We start from the raw sequence: 12,736 nt of genomic DNA on the forward strand, positions 1-12,736 counted from the left end.
CGCACCTCTGCGCCGCGCGGGCGGAGAAGCGAACGAAGGAGGCACAGCATGACCGTCGTACAGGACCGTCCCGCGGTCGACGTCGTCCACGACCCGCTGAGCCACGCGCGTCTGCCGCGCTGGACCCCGTTCGCCGTCGCCGCCGGCTCCGTCGCCGCCGCGATCGGCATCGGCCTCGGCGCCGGCTGGCACAGCCGCCTCCAGTGGGGCCTGATCGCCGCGCTGCTCTTCGTCCTCGCCACGTTCGCCGTCACCGCCAAGGTGGAGGGCCGGCGCCAGGCCAAGGACCGGGTGGCCACCAGCATCGTCTGGGTCTGCTTCATCCTCGCCGTCGTCCCGCTTCTCTCGCTGGCCTGGACGACCGTGAGCAAGGGCATCGAGGTCGTCGACCCGTACTTCTTGACCCACTCGATGAACGGCGTCCTCGACGCCGACGCCGGCGGCGGCATCTACCACGCGCTGCTCGGCACCATCGAGCAGGTGCTCATCGCCACCGTGATCGCCGCGCCCATCGGGCTGCTCACCGCGATCTACCTGGTGGAGTACGGCACCGGGCAGCTCGCCCGCGCGGTCACCTTCTTCGTCGACGTCATGACGGGCGTCCCGTCGATCGTCGCGGGTCTGTTCATCCTCGCCACCTGGAACCTGATCCTGGGCTTCGGCCCCTCCGGGTTCGCCGGCGCGATGGCCCTGGCCATCCTGATGATGCCGGTCGTGGTGCGCTCCACCGAGGAGATGCTGAAGCTCGTCCCGAACGAGCTGCGCGAGGCCTCCCTGGCCCTCGGCGTCCCGAAGTGGCGGACGATCCTGAAGGTGGTCCTGCCCACCGCGATCGGCGGCATCACCACGGGCGTCATGCTCGCGGTCGCCCGCATCACCGGTGAGACGGCCCCCGTCCTCCTCCTCGTGTTCGGTACGAAGCTCATCAACCCGAACCCCTTCGAAGGCGCGCAGTCCTCCCTGCCGCTGTACGTGTACGAGCAGTACGCGGTCGGCACCGACGCCGCCGTGGCCCGCGCCTGGGGCGCCGCGCTCGTCCTCATCGCCTTCGTCATGATCCTCAATCTGGTGGCCCGCGGCATCGCCCGCTGGAAGGCCCCCAAGACCGGCCGCTGACGCGGCACTCTGGAAGTAGTGATTGATATGGCCAAGCGAATCGACGTCAGCGGCCTCTCCGCGTACTACGGCTCCCACAAGGCGATCGACGACATCTCCATGACCGTCGAGCCCCGCTCCGTGACGGCCTTCATCGGCCCCTCCGGCTGCGGCAAGTCCACCTTCCTGCGCACCCTCAACCGCATGCACGAGGTCATCCCCGGCGGCCGGGTCGAGGGCAAGGTGATGCTGGACGACGAGAACCTGTACGGCCCGGGTGTCGACCCGGTCGCCGTCCGCCGCACGGTCGGCATGGTGTTCCAGCGTCCGAACCCGTTCCCGACCATGTCGATCTTCGACAATGTGGCGGCGGGCCTGCGGCTCAACGGCAGCTACAAGAAGGCCGAGCTCAACGACATCGTCGAGCGCTCCCTCAAGGGCGCGAACCTCTGGAACGAGGTCAAGGACCGCCTGAACAAGCCGGGCTCCGGCCTCTCCGGCGGCCAGCAGCAGCGTCTGTGCATCGCCCGCGCGATCGCGGTCGAGCCCGACGTGCTGCTGATGGACGAGCCCTGCTCGGCGCTCGACCCCATCTCGACCCTGGCGATCGAGGACCTGATCGGCGAGCTGAAGGAGCGCTTCACGATCGTCATCGTGACGCACAACATGCAGCAGGCCGCGCGCGTCTCCGACCGCACCGCCTTCTTCAACCTGGCGGCCGTGGGCCAGCCCGGCAAGCTGATCGAGCTCGACGACACCGAGCGGATCTTCTCCAACCCGTCCGTCCAGGCGACCGAGGACTACATCTCCGGCCGCTTCGGCTAAGAGACACCATGCGGCCTGGCCGCGTGGCCGTCCTGCGGTGCTGCATGGCGGTGCCACCGCAGGACGAGGGCCCGGCTCCCCCACAGGGGAACCGGGCCCACTTGCGTTCCCCGGACCGCGGCCCGGACCGGCGTCGCTAGCCGAAGAACAGCTTCACCACGAAATAGCTCGCCGCCGCCACCAGCGCCGCCGCCGGCATGGTGATGAACCAGCCGAGCACGATGTTCTTGGCGACGCCCCAGCGCACCGCGTTCACCCGCTTGGTCGCGCCGACGCCCATGATCGCCGAGGTGATCACGTGCGTCGTCGAGATCGGCGCGTGGAACATGAAGGACGCCGTGTACATCACCGACGCCGCCGTCGTCTCCGCCGCGAAACCCTGCGGCGGGTCCAGCTCGATGATCCGCCGGCCCAGCGTCCGCATGATCCGCCAGCCGCCCGCGTACGTGCCCAGCGACAGCATCACCGCACAGGCGATCTTCACCCACACCGGGATCTCGTCGCCCGCCTGCTCGACGTCCGCGATCACCAGGGCCATCACCACGATGCCCATGGTCTTCTGCGCGTCCTGCAGGCCGTGGCCGAGCGCCATGCCCGCCGCCGAGACCGTCTGGGCGATACGGAAGCCGCGCTTCGCCTTGTGCGGGTTGGCCTTGCGGAAGAGCCACAGGATCACGCACATGACCAGGTAGCCGAGGATCAGACCGACGAACGGCGAGATGAACATCGGGATGACGATCTTCTCGACCACACCCGACCAGATCACGTCGATCCCGCCGGCCAGCGCCGCGCCCACCATGCCGCCGAACAGCGCATGAGACGAGGACGAGGGCAGGCCGAAGTACCAGGTGACCATGTTCCACACGATCGCGCCGACCAGCGCCGCGAAGAGGATGCCCATCCCCTTGCTGCCCTCGGGCGTCTGGATGATGCCCTCGCTGACGGTCTTGGCGACCCCGCTGCCCATGAAGGCGCCGGCGAGGTTCATCACCGCCGCCATCGCCAGGGCCGCCCGCGGGGTCAGCGCCCGCGTCGAGACCGAGGTCGCGATCGCGTTGGCCGAGTCGTGGAAGCCGTTCGTATACGTGAAGCCGAGCGCGACACCGATGGTCACGACCAGAGCAAAGGTGTCCACGACGCCTCAGGACTCCTTGACCGCGATGGTCTCCACGGTGTTCGCCACGTGCTCGAAGGCGTCGGCCGCCTCCTCCAGCACATCGACGATCTGCTTCAGCTTGAGCACCTCGATGGCGTCGTACTTGCCGTTGAAGAGGTGGGCGAGCAGCTTCCGGTGGATCTGGTCGGCCTGGTTCTCGAGCCGGTTGACCTCGATCCAGTACTCCGTGAGGTTGTCCATCGTCCGCAGGTGCGGCATGGCCTCGGCGGTCAGCTCCGCCGCCCGGGCCAGCACCTCGATCTGCTGCTCGACGCCCTTGGGCAGTTCCTCGATGTTGTAGAGGACGACCAGGTCGACGGCCTCCTCCATGAAGTCCATGATGTCGTCGAGGGACGACGCGAGGGAGTAGATGTCCTCGCGGTCGAACGGCGTGATGAACGAGGAGTTCAGCTGGTGGAAGATCGCGTGGGTGGCGTCGTCGCCCGCGTGCTCCGCTGCCCGCATCCGCTCCGCGATCTCGGCCCGGGCGGAGGACTCCGCACCGAGCAGTTCCATCAGGAGCTTCGAGCCCGTGACGATGTTGTCCGCGGACGCGGCGAACATGTCGTAGAAGCTCGTCTCCCTGGGGGTCAGACGAAAGCGCACAAGGGGTCCTCGGGGTGCTGGGTTTCGGTCAGGCTGATGCTAGGCGCATCATCCGGCCACGGCTAACCGGCGTCTTTCAGTGTCGCCCATCAGGCACAGTGATCTGTACGGGACCCCGGCCGCTTTTCGCCAGGCCCGGTACCATATACCCACGAGGGGTATACCCCCCCTTTCTGGACAGCGGGAGGACGCGATGACGACCACCGAGGCGGACCAGGTCACCCCCGAGGCCGTCGAGCCCACCGACCACGCCCACGGAGTGCACGGCTACCACAAGCAGAAGGACGAGCACCTCAAGCGGCTGCGCCGGATCGAGGGCCAGATCCGCGGCCTCCAGCGCATGGTGGACGAGGACGTCTACTGCATCGACATACTCACGCAGGTGTCCGCCTCCACCAAGGCCCTGCAGTCCTTCGCGCTGCAGCTCCTCGAGGAGCACCTGCGGCACTGTGTGGCCGACGCGGCCCGCACCGGCGGCGACGAGATCGAGGCGAAGGTCGAGGAGGCCACCAAGGCCATCGCCCGCATGATGCGCACCTGAGGCGCGCCGCGGGCGCCCGACACGGCCGGGGACGGCTAGATCCGGCCATCCCGGGCGAGGGCGCGGCACGCGGAGACGCGACCGGGGACCACCCGGTCGGGGACCACGCGATCGGGAGCGACGCGGTCGGGGACCACGCGCAGGACCTCGTCGATCCGGTCCGCGCTGAGCCGCTCCCCGTCCGCGGCGGAGGCCGCGATCATGAGCTCGCCGCACAGCTCGATCTCGGCGAGGGCGATGTGATCGTGGTCCAGGACTATGGTCGAAGGGGGCGGAGCCACGCGCATTCACCTCTTCCTGCCGGCCTGCGGTGCGGTCTCCTAGCGTAGGGAGCACGACACGCACCGCGCATGGCACGTCCGGACCATTTGCGCCCTGGCCCCCTGGGGAGGCCCGGAAAGTCCCGCCCGGCTCGCCGCCCCGGCACGTGCCTCAGGCTTCGATCCGCCCGGCGTAGATGTCCCGCGCGTGCGGCAGCCGCACCTCGACCGGCGAGCCGAAGCCGTACAGCAGCGTCGTCGACGCGACCGCGACCGTACGCCCCTGGCTCGGATAACTGAACCGGTGCCGCACCTTCCGCAGCCGCCCCTCCTCGTCCAGGTACGCGTCGAACGGGACCTCGTCCCTGGCGAACCCTTTCGCCGCGGCCGCCAGCGCCCCCCTGACCTGCGGCGAAGCCACTTTCGCGGCCCGCGCGAGGTCCGTGGTGCCCCGGTAGTGCCGCACCTTCACCCCCGCCAGCTCGGCCTCGCCCACGTACCGCACCTCCGACGCCCCGCGCAGCAGCTCGACGGCGGCGGCCGGGTCGGTCGCCCCGCCGGTGACGAGGTTGCCGTCGACCAGCTCGTGGGTGTCGATCCGCACCCACTTGTCGGCCGGCACCCCCGCGCCGCGGTTCTTCATGTACAGCGCGCCGGGCGCGAGCAGCTCGATGATCGGCCGGTGCTCCTCCGCCCCGGAGGCGTCCTGCGGCAGCACCACCTTCAGCCGGCCGACCCGCTGCCGGAAGTCGTACGCACCCTCGCCGCGGATCGTCACCCGGGTGCCGCCCGCCGCCATCTCCATCGACGTCCGGGCCTTCGACGTACCGGCCCGGGACAGCGCCGCCGAGGCGTCCCGTACCGCCCGCACGGGGTCCACCTCCCCGGTGCGCGCGTCGGCACGGCCGTCCGCGCAGCCGCTGAGCGAACCGCCGAGGACCGACGCCCCGACCACCGCGGCGACGGCCAGCGCCGCGCTCCTGAGCCTGTGCTGCTGCTCTGTCATCGCCTGCCAACCCCCAACGCGGTCCTGCGGATTGCCCGAACCCACCCAGCCGTCCTAACGACGGCCTGGGGTCGCCGTCACGCGCAGTACCGTGGAGACGTGCAGGACCAGCCCCGCCATGAGACGACCACTACGGAACGCGGCTCCTTCGCGCTCGCCCGCTGCAGCTGCGGCTGGACGGGACCGGCCCGCAGATCACGGGAACGGGCGCGAACGGACGCGGCGGCGCACGTGGCGCCGCCGCACAGCAATCAGCCTCTGATGGCCCCCGACCGGCTCTGAGACCGGGGGCGGCCCCTCAGGCCGCCAGGCCGTTCTCCCCGCTGCCCGGCCCCTCCGTACGGGGCTCGGGGATGCCGACCGTCCCGGCGACGGCCCGGCGGTCCGCCCCACGGGAGCGCACGAGCCGCCCGGCGGCGCCCGACCGGGCCACGGCCGAGACCAGCGGGGTCAGCAGCGCCAGCGCCAGCGGGGCCAGCAGCAGCGCCACGGCCGTGCCCAGCGCGAAACCGCCGATGACGTCGCTCGGGTAGTGCACGCCCATGTACACGCGGCAGAAGCCCTCGGCGAGCGCCAGGGCGATCCCGGCGACGCCGAACTTCCGGTGCGCCACGAAGAGTCCGACCCCCAGGGCCATGGCCAGGGTGGCGTGATCGCTGACGAACGAGTAGTCCGTCTTCCCGCCGATCAGCACCTCCAGCCCCTCGTGGTCCCGGAACGGGCGGGGCCGCTCGACGAAACCGCGGATGGGGATGTTCACCAGCAGGGCGACGCCGGCGGCGAGCGGCGCCCAGATCAGCCCGGCGAGCCCGGAGACCGAGTCCGCGAGCGAACCGCGGCGACGCAGGCTCCACCAGCAGCCCAGGCCCACCAGGACCATCGCGAGCATGATGCCCCACTCGCCGGTGAACTCCATGACCCGGTCGAACCACGGGGGTGCGGACCTCGCGAGCCCGTTGATGTCGAAGAGCAGGCTGACATCGGGGTTCGAACCGTCCGATGCGAGTCCAGCCATCTGCTGCGGCCCCTTGCCTTGTAGTCCGGCCCCCGAGGTCGGATTCGGATACGGTCGGTCAGAACAGGGAACGAGGCGCTCCGCTCAGACGTTCCACCGTCCCCCGAAAGATCACCGCGACGTTATCGAAGAGTGATGTGTCGTCGCAGCTCAGGGGCGCGCCTCACGGAGAGTCCCGCACCGCGGGCCCGAACCCGCGTCACGCGCGGGGCAGACCCGTCGGCAGCGCCGCGGCCCCGTCCTTGGTGACCCGCGTCGCGCCGAAGTAGTCCGGCGTGTCGATCTTGTCGAACCGGATGACGGCCCCAGTGTACGGCGCGTTGATCATGTATCCGCCGCCCACGTACAGCCCCACGTGCCGGATGGCCCGGGAATTGCTCAGATCGTCCGAGAAGAAGACCAGGTCCCCCGGAAGGAGTTCGTCCCGCGACGGATGCGGACCCGCGTTGTACTGGTCGTTGGCCACGCGCGGCAGCTCGATGTCCACCGTCCGGTACGCGGCCTGCGTCAGCCCCGAGCAGTCGAACCGGCCGCCCTGCTCCGGCGTGCCGTTGCCGCCCCACAGATACGGCGTGCCCAGCTTCTGCTGCGCGAAGTAGATCGCGCCGGCGGCCTGCCGGGACGGCTCGATCCGGCCCACCGGCCGGGCGAAGCTCTTCTCCAGCTCCCGGATGATGCGCACGTAGTTCTGCGTCTCGCGGATCCGCGGCACCCCGCCCGACTTGATGACCCGATAGGCGCCCGCGTTGTACGCCGCCAGCATGTTGTTCGTCGGATCGCCGGGCACGTTCTTCACGTACCCCGCCAGCTCGCAGTCGTACGACGCCGCGCTCGGGATCGCGTCGTTCGGGTCCCAGACGTCCCGGTCCCCGTCCTTGTCGCCGTCGATGCCGTGCGAGGCCCACGTGCCCGGGATGAACTGCGCGATGCCCTGCGCGTTGGCCGGGCTGACGATCCGCGGGTTCCAGCCGCTCTCCTGGTACAGCTGCGCGGCCAGCAGCGCCGGATTGATCGCCGGGCAGAGATTCCCCCACCGCTGCACCAGCGCCTGGTACGCCGCCGGCACCGCGCCCTTCGCCAGCGCCACCGTCCCGTTCTTGCCGCCGCCCGCGCCGCCGATCAGCCCGGCGGCGGCCGAGTACGTGCCGACCAGAAGGAGAGCGACGAAGCTCAGGCAGGCGCCGATCGAGACACCGGCGACGACCCACGCCCTACGCACCGTCAACCACCCCTAGGGTCTTGGCAGTCCATCCCGCCCAGAATAGGCGGGCAGGAGGGTCAGCCGAAGGCCAGAAGCGCGACGAGGCTCAGAATGACCGTCAGATGCGGCAACAGCCCCACGGAGGCCACCACGATCCGGGCCCGCCGCCACCGGATCCGCCACGGCAGCGCCAGCGCGGCGAGCATCGCGAGCGGGGTCAGCACGAAGATCCCGAAGTACCCCAGCGACATCGCCGTCAGCGGCCACGCGACGCCCGGCGGGCAGTGGTCGGGCCCGCAGGAATCCGTGGCCATCGCCGAGAAGCCGTACACCAGCTGGACGAGCCCGAACCCGGCGAGCGCCACCGCCCCCACCGCCAGCGACGGCGTCCACGCCTGCGCGTCCCGCTCCTCCGGCCGCCGCGGCGCCCTGCGCTGCGCCGCCCACTGCGCCCGGGCGTACACGGCGTCCCACTGCTTCGTCGTCATGCCGCCATGACACCGCGGAACGGGGGCACGGCGCGTCGGTACGGGTACTCAGACGGCGGGCCGGGAGGTACTCAGGGCCTGCTGGGGGGCCTGCTGGAGGGCCTACCGGGGGGCCTGCTTCCGCCCCACGCCCGCGTACATCGCCACATCGGCCGCCGGCGACTCCGGCCGCCACGCCGAGCAGGAGACGACGCCCGGCTCCAGCAGCTCCAGGCCGTCGAAGTACCGGGCGATCTGCGCCGGCGTCCGCTGCGTGAGCTTCGGGGTCCCGTGCTCGTTCCAGAACGCCACCGCCGCGTCGACGTCCGGCATCCCGGGGTGCGTGACCGTGTGGGACAGGACGAGGTGACTGCCGGGCGCGAGGGCGTCCATCAGCCGGCGGACGACCGCGTACGACTCCTTGTCGTCCTCGATGAAGATCACGACGCCGAGCAGCATCAGCGCGACGGGCTGGGACAGATCGAGCGTCTTCGAGGCGGCGGCGAGGATGCCGTCGACGTCCCGCAGATCGGCGTCCAGGTAGTCGGTGCGCCCCTCGGGCGTGCCGACGAGCAGCGCGCGGGCGTGGGCGAGGACCAGGGGGTCGTTGTCCACGTACACGACACGGGACTCGGGCGCGACGCGCTGCGCGACCTCGTGCGTGTTGTCGGCGCTCGGCAGCCCGGTCCCGATGTCCAGGAACTGCCGGATGCCGGCCTCGGCGGCCAGGTGCCGGACGGCCCGCCCGAGGAACAGCCGGTCGGCCTTGGCGTACTCCCCGATCCCGGGGTGCAGCTCCCGGATCCGGTCGCCGGCCTCACGGTCGACCGGGTAGTTGTCCTTGCCGCCGGTCCAGTAGTTCCAGATGCGGGCGGTGTGGGGCCTGGTGGTGTCGATCCGCGATTCGATGTCCGTCACCCCGCCAACGTAACGCGCGAGCTGCCAACTCCCGTGTCGGGTGCGTACCTTGGCCGCGGCTGTTCATGCGCCGTCCACGGACCGGAAACCGTCGCTGTGCGAGAGGAACCCGATGACGACCACGAAGACCTGGCAGAAGTCGTCCTTCTGCGACGAGGACGCCGCCTGCGTCCTCGTCGCCCCCGCCGACGACGGCCGGCTGCTCCTCACCGCCTCCGACGCCCCGGCCGGTGCGGTGCTGACCACGACCCGCGCCCGCTTCCGCGCGCTTTTGGACGCCCTTCGGGCGGGCGGGGCGGGGGCTGAGGGAGTGGAGGGAGTGGAGGGGGTCGGGGTGGTGGAGGGGCCGGGGGACGTGGTGAGCCTGCGGGACGTGGAGGGGGAGCCAGGTGGGCAGCCGGGGTCGGGCTCGGGGTCGGGCTCGGAGTCGGGCTCGGAGTCGGTGGTGACGACGACGCGGGCGGCGTGGGGATGCCTTCGCCCGGGGCGCGCGGAACGGCGACTTCGACCACCTCGTGGACCCCCTGGTGGACCCCGTCGGGGACGACCTCGGGGACGACCTCGTACGGATCCGGCCACGGCAGTTCCACGAGGCCGCCGGGACGGAGGACTGGCGAGTCCTGGGCGAGGGGGCGTGCGCGTACTTCCGCACGGGCTCGTTCGCGGCGGGAGCCCGGTTCGTGGCGGAGCTGGGCGCGCGGATCGGCGAGGGCCCGGACGTCGACCTGCGGCGGGAGGGCGTGACGGTCCGTCTGATCACGCTGACCGAGGACTACTACGGGCTGACGCGGCAGTACATCGGACTGGCGCGCCGCATCTCCGCCCTCGCGCGCGAGCTGGGGGCGCGGCCGGACCCGTCGGCCGTACAGACCGTGCAGGTCACGGTCGACGCGCTGGACGCCGGGAAGGTGACGCCGTTCTGGCGGGCACTGCTCGGCTACGAGGACCGGGCCGGCAGCCCGGAGGACCTGGTCGACCCGCAGGGCCGCGGCGCGCCGTTCTACTTCCAGCAGATGGACGCGCCGCGCCCGCAGCGCAACCGGGTGCACGTGGACGTGTGGGTGCCCCACGACCGGGCGGAGGCCCGTATCGCCGCGGCGCTCGCGGCCGGGGGCACCCTGGTGTCGGCCGAGCACGCCCCGGGCCACTGGGTCCTGGCGGACCCGGAGGGCAACGAGGCGTGCGTGGGCACGACGGGCGGCTGAGCGGGGGCCGGTCGGGCGATCAGGCCGTCTGGACGTAACCGCCGAGCACCGTGGAGCCGACGCTGCTGCAGTAGGCGTACGACCACGACTGGTCGCGGACCCAGGGACCGGCCACGGTGCTGCCGTCGGCGCACCGGGCCACGGCCCGGTAGAGGCCGGCGTCGAAGCAGGAGGCCCCGAACCGGGCGCTGTCCTTGACCGTCCGGCAGGTCGCGGTCGCCTCGGCGGGCGCGGCGGAGGCGGCGGAAGCGGCGGGCGCGAGGAGCAGGGTGGAGCCGAGGGCCACCGCGGCGGCGGAGACGGGGGTGAGCTTGCGCGTGAACATGGTCTTTCCTCCCCTGTGAATGTTGCGTGAGTGGTTGATGTTGCTTGTGTGACGATGTCGAGCCAGGCGCAAGAGGACCACCCGGGGCAGGCGGCACGAAAGAGCCGTGCCGATGCATGGCGCGATCCCGACCTTCCACGGCCGGGTCGCGCCACCCCCGCCCCCGACGCCCTCAGGGCGCCGCGGCGGCCTTCCTGATGTTCTCGACGAACATCCGGGAGAAAATGTGAGCCGACTTGGGGTCCAGATCGCCGTTCGGGCCGGCCAGGGTCACCTCGGCGATGACCGTACCGAGGCAGAGGGCGACGTAGAGGCCGTCCTCGCCACCGACGTTGCGGTAGTACGCGTGGCCCTCGGCACCGGGGACGGCGCCCACCTGCGCCTTCGCGTAGCCCTTCGACCACGCCTTTTCGTGGCGGCAGGCCGCCTGGGCGGTCTTGCGGTCCGGGTAGGCGTAGAGCTCGAAGTCCACCTCCTCGCCGAACGCCTCGTACTCGGCCTTGCCGTCGGCGGTGGCGAGACAGTCCCAGTGCTTCTCCGCCGCGGGAAGGCACTCGGCCGGACCGGCGGGCGCCTCGTCGAGGTCCACGGACCCCCCGTCCGGCGTCCACCCCGCCATGGCCGACGGCGCCGGAAACGCCTGCACGAAGCGCGCCTCGGTGTCGAAGACGGTCGCGAAGCCGGACCCGCCGTTGCCGGATTCCTCGCCGCCGCTGCCGGACTCCTTGCCGCTGCCGGACTGCTTGCCCGTCGGGGAGCCGCCCGACGCACGGCCCGGGGCGGAGGTCGTACCGCCCGTGGCCGGCGGCTCGCGGTCTGCCGAGCCGGAGCCACCGCCCCCGCAGGCGGCGGCGAACACCGCCAGCGCCACAAGCGCGGTCGCTCGTACTCCCGTGCTGCAGTACTTCAAGTCCGTTCACCCCGTGCTTCGTCGTTCGTCGTCGTGCGACGGACGATCTTCGCAGCCGGGGTGAGGTTCTCGGGGCGGAGGTTTCCGGTGGGCTTCTGGTGCGGCCGCCCTCTTTCCGAGTGTGGCGGGCGGAAGGGGCGCGTCAAGGGCGCTCCTTCGTCGCGTCGCTTCGCGATTCCGCTGTCGCTCCACCCTTGACCCACCCCTTCCGCCCGCCTTTTCACACTCGGAGGGCGGCCGGGGGCGGGGGTCCGCGCAGGGGCGCGCTTTGTTCCTGGCGTGCGTGGGCGGCTGTCGGGCTGGGTGGGTGGCTGGGGGCGCGGCAGTGGAGTGGGGTGCCCATTGCCGTCTCGGCGACATGGGGGCCGTCGCGGGGAGCGCTTCATGCCCCGCTGGTCACTGCCCGGTGGGGCAGGGAGGCCACCCCTCACGCCACACCCACCCCAGCAGCCGCACCCCGGACCGGGGAAGGGAGCCTCCCCCAAACTTTTCTGTGCTCTCAAGGCCCTGTCGGGGTACGGAAGTGACGCAACAAAACCCGTGTGACTCAGGAGCCACAACTCCCCGCGTTAGTGGCACCGAAAAGTCGCCCTCCGCCTCTCCCCCCGCTGGCCTTAGGGTCCCCGGCATGAGTGACTACTACGACCTGTTCCTGGCCGTGGACCTGGTGCCGGACCTGCCCGAGCCGGTGCTTCTGGAACTGAGATGGCTCCTGGGAGAAGGTGACAGGCCCGCGGAGTTGCATGCGACGGACTGGGAGTCGTGGGGCGGTCCCTGGCAGGCCTTCGCCGGTGGGGCGGCGAGCCCAGGGTTCGACGGGGCCGATGTCTCCCTGCTGGTCCGTGCGCTCGACAAGCCGAGTCGGGACGGCAGCGCACCGTGGGCCCTGACCGTCCGGACCTGCGTCCACGAGGACGACTTCGGGGTGACGATGGACGTGGTCACGTGGCTGCTGCAGTACGGCACGACGGTGGGCTGGGTCGGATTCGTACGGGACTCGGTCCAGGGCCAGGTCCGACATCTCGTCCGCCACGAGTACGGCTTCGATCTGGTCGACCTCCGTCCCGCCGGCCAGCCCCAGCGTGCCACCTGGCCGTCCCCCCAGCGGCAACAAGACTGACGCCCCGCACTCGCCCACACCGCCTGCCCGCACGCACTCCCGGCCCCCCACCGGCAATGACCAGCGAGGCATGCACCGCACCCCGC

At 71.2% G+C, this 12,736-nt stretch carries 15 protein-coding genes and 1 pseudogene; 6 read left to right on the forward strand and 10 right to left on the reverse strand.

Going from position 1 to position 12,736, the window contains the following annotated elements:
• Positions 1-48: 48 nt before the first annotated feature.
• Together pstA and pstB are read left to right on the forward strand one after the other, a co-directional pair.
• On the forward strand, positions 49-1,116 hold the full coding sequence (pstA, locus tag ACNJ93_RS14655) for a phosphate ABC transporter permease PstA (RefSeq protein WP_418957861.1): 1,068 nt from the start codon (positions 49-51) through the stop codon (positions 1,114-1,116).
• A 27-nt stretch (positions 1,117-1,143) separates the two neighbouring features.
• Positions 1,144-1,920, forward strand: a complete 777-nt coding sequence (gene pstB, locus ACNJ93_RS14660) for a phosphate ABC transporter ATP-binding protein PstB (protein ID WP_418957862.1) — start codon at positions 1,144-1,146, stop codon at positions 1,918-1,920.
• 136 nt (positions 1,921-2,056) lie between these two features.
• Here pstB and ACNJ93_RS14665 read toward each other — a convergent pair whose 3' ends face one another.
• Positions 2,057-3,055, reverse strand: a complete 999-nt coding sequence (locus ACNJ93_RS14665) for an inorganic phosphate transporter (RefSeq protein WP_418957863.1) — start codon at positions 3,053-3,055, stop codon at positions 2,057-2,059.
• A gap of 6 nt (positions 3,056-3,061) precedes the next feature.
• Positions 3,062-3,682: a DUF47 domain-containing protein gene (locus ACNJ93_RS14670; protein ID WP_226728848.1), complete on the reverse strand. Its 621-nt coding sequence runs from the start codon at positions 3,680-3,682 to the stop codon at positions 3,062-3,064.
• A gap of 193 nt (positions 3,683-3,875) precedes the next feature.
• Between ACNJ93_RS14670 and ACNJ93_RS14675 the strand changes: the two genes are divergently transcribed.
• Positions 3,876-4,223 (forward strand): metal-sensitive transcriptional regulator, encoded by a 348-nt coding sequence (locus ACNJ93_RS14675; RefSeq protein ID WP_418957864.1) that lies wholly within the window; start codon positions 3,876-3,878, stop codon positions 4,221-4,223.
• Positions 4,224-4,258: 35 nt separating this feature from the next.
• Here the strand turns inward: ACNJ93_RS14675 and ACNJ93_RS14680 are convergent, their stop codons facing one another.
• The 6 genes from ACNJ93_RS14680 to ACNJ93_RS14705 all read right to left on the reverse strand — a co-directional run bounded on the left by ACNJ93_RS14680 (position 4,259) and on the right by ACNJ93_RS14705 (position 9,090).
• Complete coding sequence (locus ACNJ93_RS14680; RefSeq protein ID WP_418957865.1) at positions 4,259-4,510, reverse strand: hypothetical protein; 252 nt, start codon at positions 4,508-4,510, stop codon at positions 4,259-4,261.
• 145 nt (positions 4,511-4,655) lie between these two features.
• Positions 4,656-5,489: a hypothetical protein gene (locus ACNJ93_RS14685; RefSeq protein WP_418957866.1), complete on the reverse strand. Its 834-nt coding sequence runs from the start codon at positions 5,487-5,489 to the stop codon at positions 4,656-4,658.
• A 298-nt stretch (positions 5,490-5,787) separates the two neighbouring features.
• Positions 5,788-6,504, reverse strand: a complete 717-nt coding sequence (locus ACNJ93_RS14690) for a phosphatase PAP2 family protein (protein WP_418957867.1) — start codon at positions 6,502-6,504, stop codon at positions 5,788-5,790.
• Positions 6,505-6,703: 199 nt separating this feature from the next.
• Complete coding sequence (locus ACNJ93_RS14695; RefSeq protein WP_418961408.1) at positions 6,704-7,723, reverse strand: NlpC/P60 family protein; 1,020 nt, start codon at positions 7,721-7,723, stop codon at positions 6,704-6,706.
• Between the two features lie 59 nt (positions 7,724-7,782).
• Positions 7,783-8,193, reverse strand: a complete 411-nt coding sequence (locus ACNJ93_RS14700; RefSeq protein WP_418957868.1) for a hypothetical protein — start codon at positions 8,191-8,193, stop codon at positions 7,783-7,785.
• Between the two features lie 102 nt (positions 8,194-8,295).
• Positions 8,296-9,090 (reverse strand): SAM-dependent methyltransferase, encoded by a 795-nt coding sequence (locus ACNJ93_RS14705; protein ID WP_418957869.1) that lies wholly within the window; start codon positions 9,088-9,090, stop codon positions 8,296-8,298.
• Positions 9,091-9,202: 112 nt separating this feature from the next.
• On the opposite strand from ACNJ93_RS14705, the pseudogene ACNJ93_RS14710 reads away from it, so the two are divergent.
• Together ACNJ93_RS14710 and ACNJ93_RS14715 are read left to right on the forward strand one after the other, a co-directional pair.
• Positions 9,203-9,316 (forward strand): annotated as a pseudogene (locus ACNJ93_RS14710) (DUF397 domain-containing protein); the annotation flags it as partial.
• A gap of 301 nt (positions 9,317-9,617) precedes the next feature.
• Positions 9,618-10,295 (forward strand): VOC family protein, encoded by a 678-nt coding sequence (locus ACNJ93_RS14715; RefSeq protein WP_418957870.1) that lies wholly within the window; start codon positions 9,618-9,620, stop codon positions 10,293-10,295.
• Between the two features lie 19 nt (positions 10,296-10,314).
• Here the strand turns inward: ACNJ93_RS14715 and ACNJ93_RS14720 are convergent, their stop codons facing one another.
• Both ACNJ93_RS14720 and ACNJ93_RS14725 read right to left on the reverse strand, forming a co-directional pair.
• Entirely contained in the window at positions 10,315-10,620 is a 306-nt protein-coding gene (locus ACNJ93_RS14720; protein ID WP_418957871.1) for a hypothetical protein, read from the reverse strand.
• A gap of 172 nt (positions 10,621-10,792) precedes the next feature.
• A complete protein-coding gene (locus tag ACNJ93_RS14725; protein ID WP_418957872.1) occupies positions 10,793-11,530 on the reverse strand; it encodes a hypothetical protein in 738 nt (245 codons plus the stop codon).
• A 628-nt stretch (positions 11,531-12,158) separates the two neighbouring features.
• Here ACNJ93_RS14725 and ACNJ93_RS14730 point away from each other — a divergent pair.
• Entirely contained in the window at positions 12,159-12,650 is a 492-nt protein-coding gene (locus ACNJ93_RS14730) for a hypothetical protein (protein WP_418957873.1), read from the forward strand.
• The last annotated feature ends 86 nt before the right edge of the window (positions 12,651-12,736 follow it).

It is taken from the genome of Streptomyces tritici, from assembly GCF_048500665.1.
GTDB lineage: Bacteria > Actinomycetota > Actinomycetes > Streptomycetales > Streptomycetaceae > Streptomyces > Streptomyces tritici.

Excerpts from the sequence above, each read along its gene's own strand:
- ACNJ93_RS14720 (WP_418957871.1), bottom strand. The coding sequence starts at position 10,620 with ATGTTCACGCGCAAGCTCACCCCCGTCTCCGCCGCCGCGGTGGCCCTC.
- ACNJ93_RS14680 (WP_418957865.1), bottom strand. The coding sequence starts at position 4,510 with ATGCGCGTGGCTCCGCCCCCTTCGACCATAGTCCTGGACCACGATCAC.
- ACNJ93_RS14675 (WP_418957864.1), top strand. The coding sequence starts at position 3,876 with ATGACGACCACCGAGGCGGACCAGGTCACCCCCGAGGCCGTCGAGCCC.
- pstB (WP_418957862.1), top strand. The coding sequence starts at position 1,144 with ATGGCCAAGCGAATCGACGTCAGCGGCCTCTCCGCGTACTACGGCTCC.
- ACNJ93_RS14730 (WP_418957873.1), top strand. The coding sequence starts at position 12,159 with ATGAGTGACTACTACGACCTGTTCCTGGCCGTGGACCTGGTGCCGGAC.
- ACNJ93_RS14685 (WP_418957866.1), bottom strand. The coding sequence starts at position 5,489 with ATGACAGAGCAGCAGCACAGGCTCAGGAGCGCGGCGCTGGCCGTCGCC.
- pstA (WP_418957861.1), top strand. The coding sequence starts at position 49 with ATGACCGTCGTACAGGACCGTCCCGCGGTCGACGTCGTCCACGACCCG.
- ACNJ93_RS14690 (WP_418957867.1), bottom strand. The coding sequence starts at position 6,504 with ATGGCTGGACTCGCATCGGACGGTTCGAACCCCGATGTCAGCCTGCTC.
- ACNJ93_RS14700 (WP_418957868.1), bottom strand. The coding sequence starts at position 8,193 with ATGACGACGAAGCAGTGGGACGCCGTGTACGCCCGGGCGCAGTGGGCG.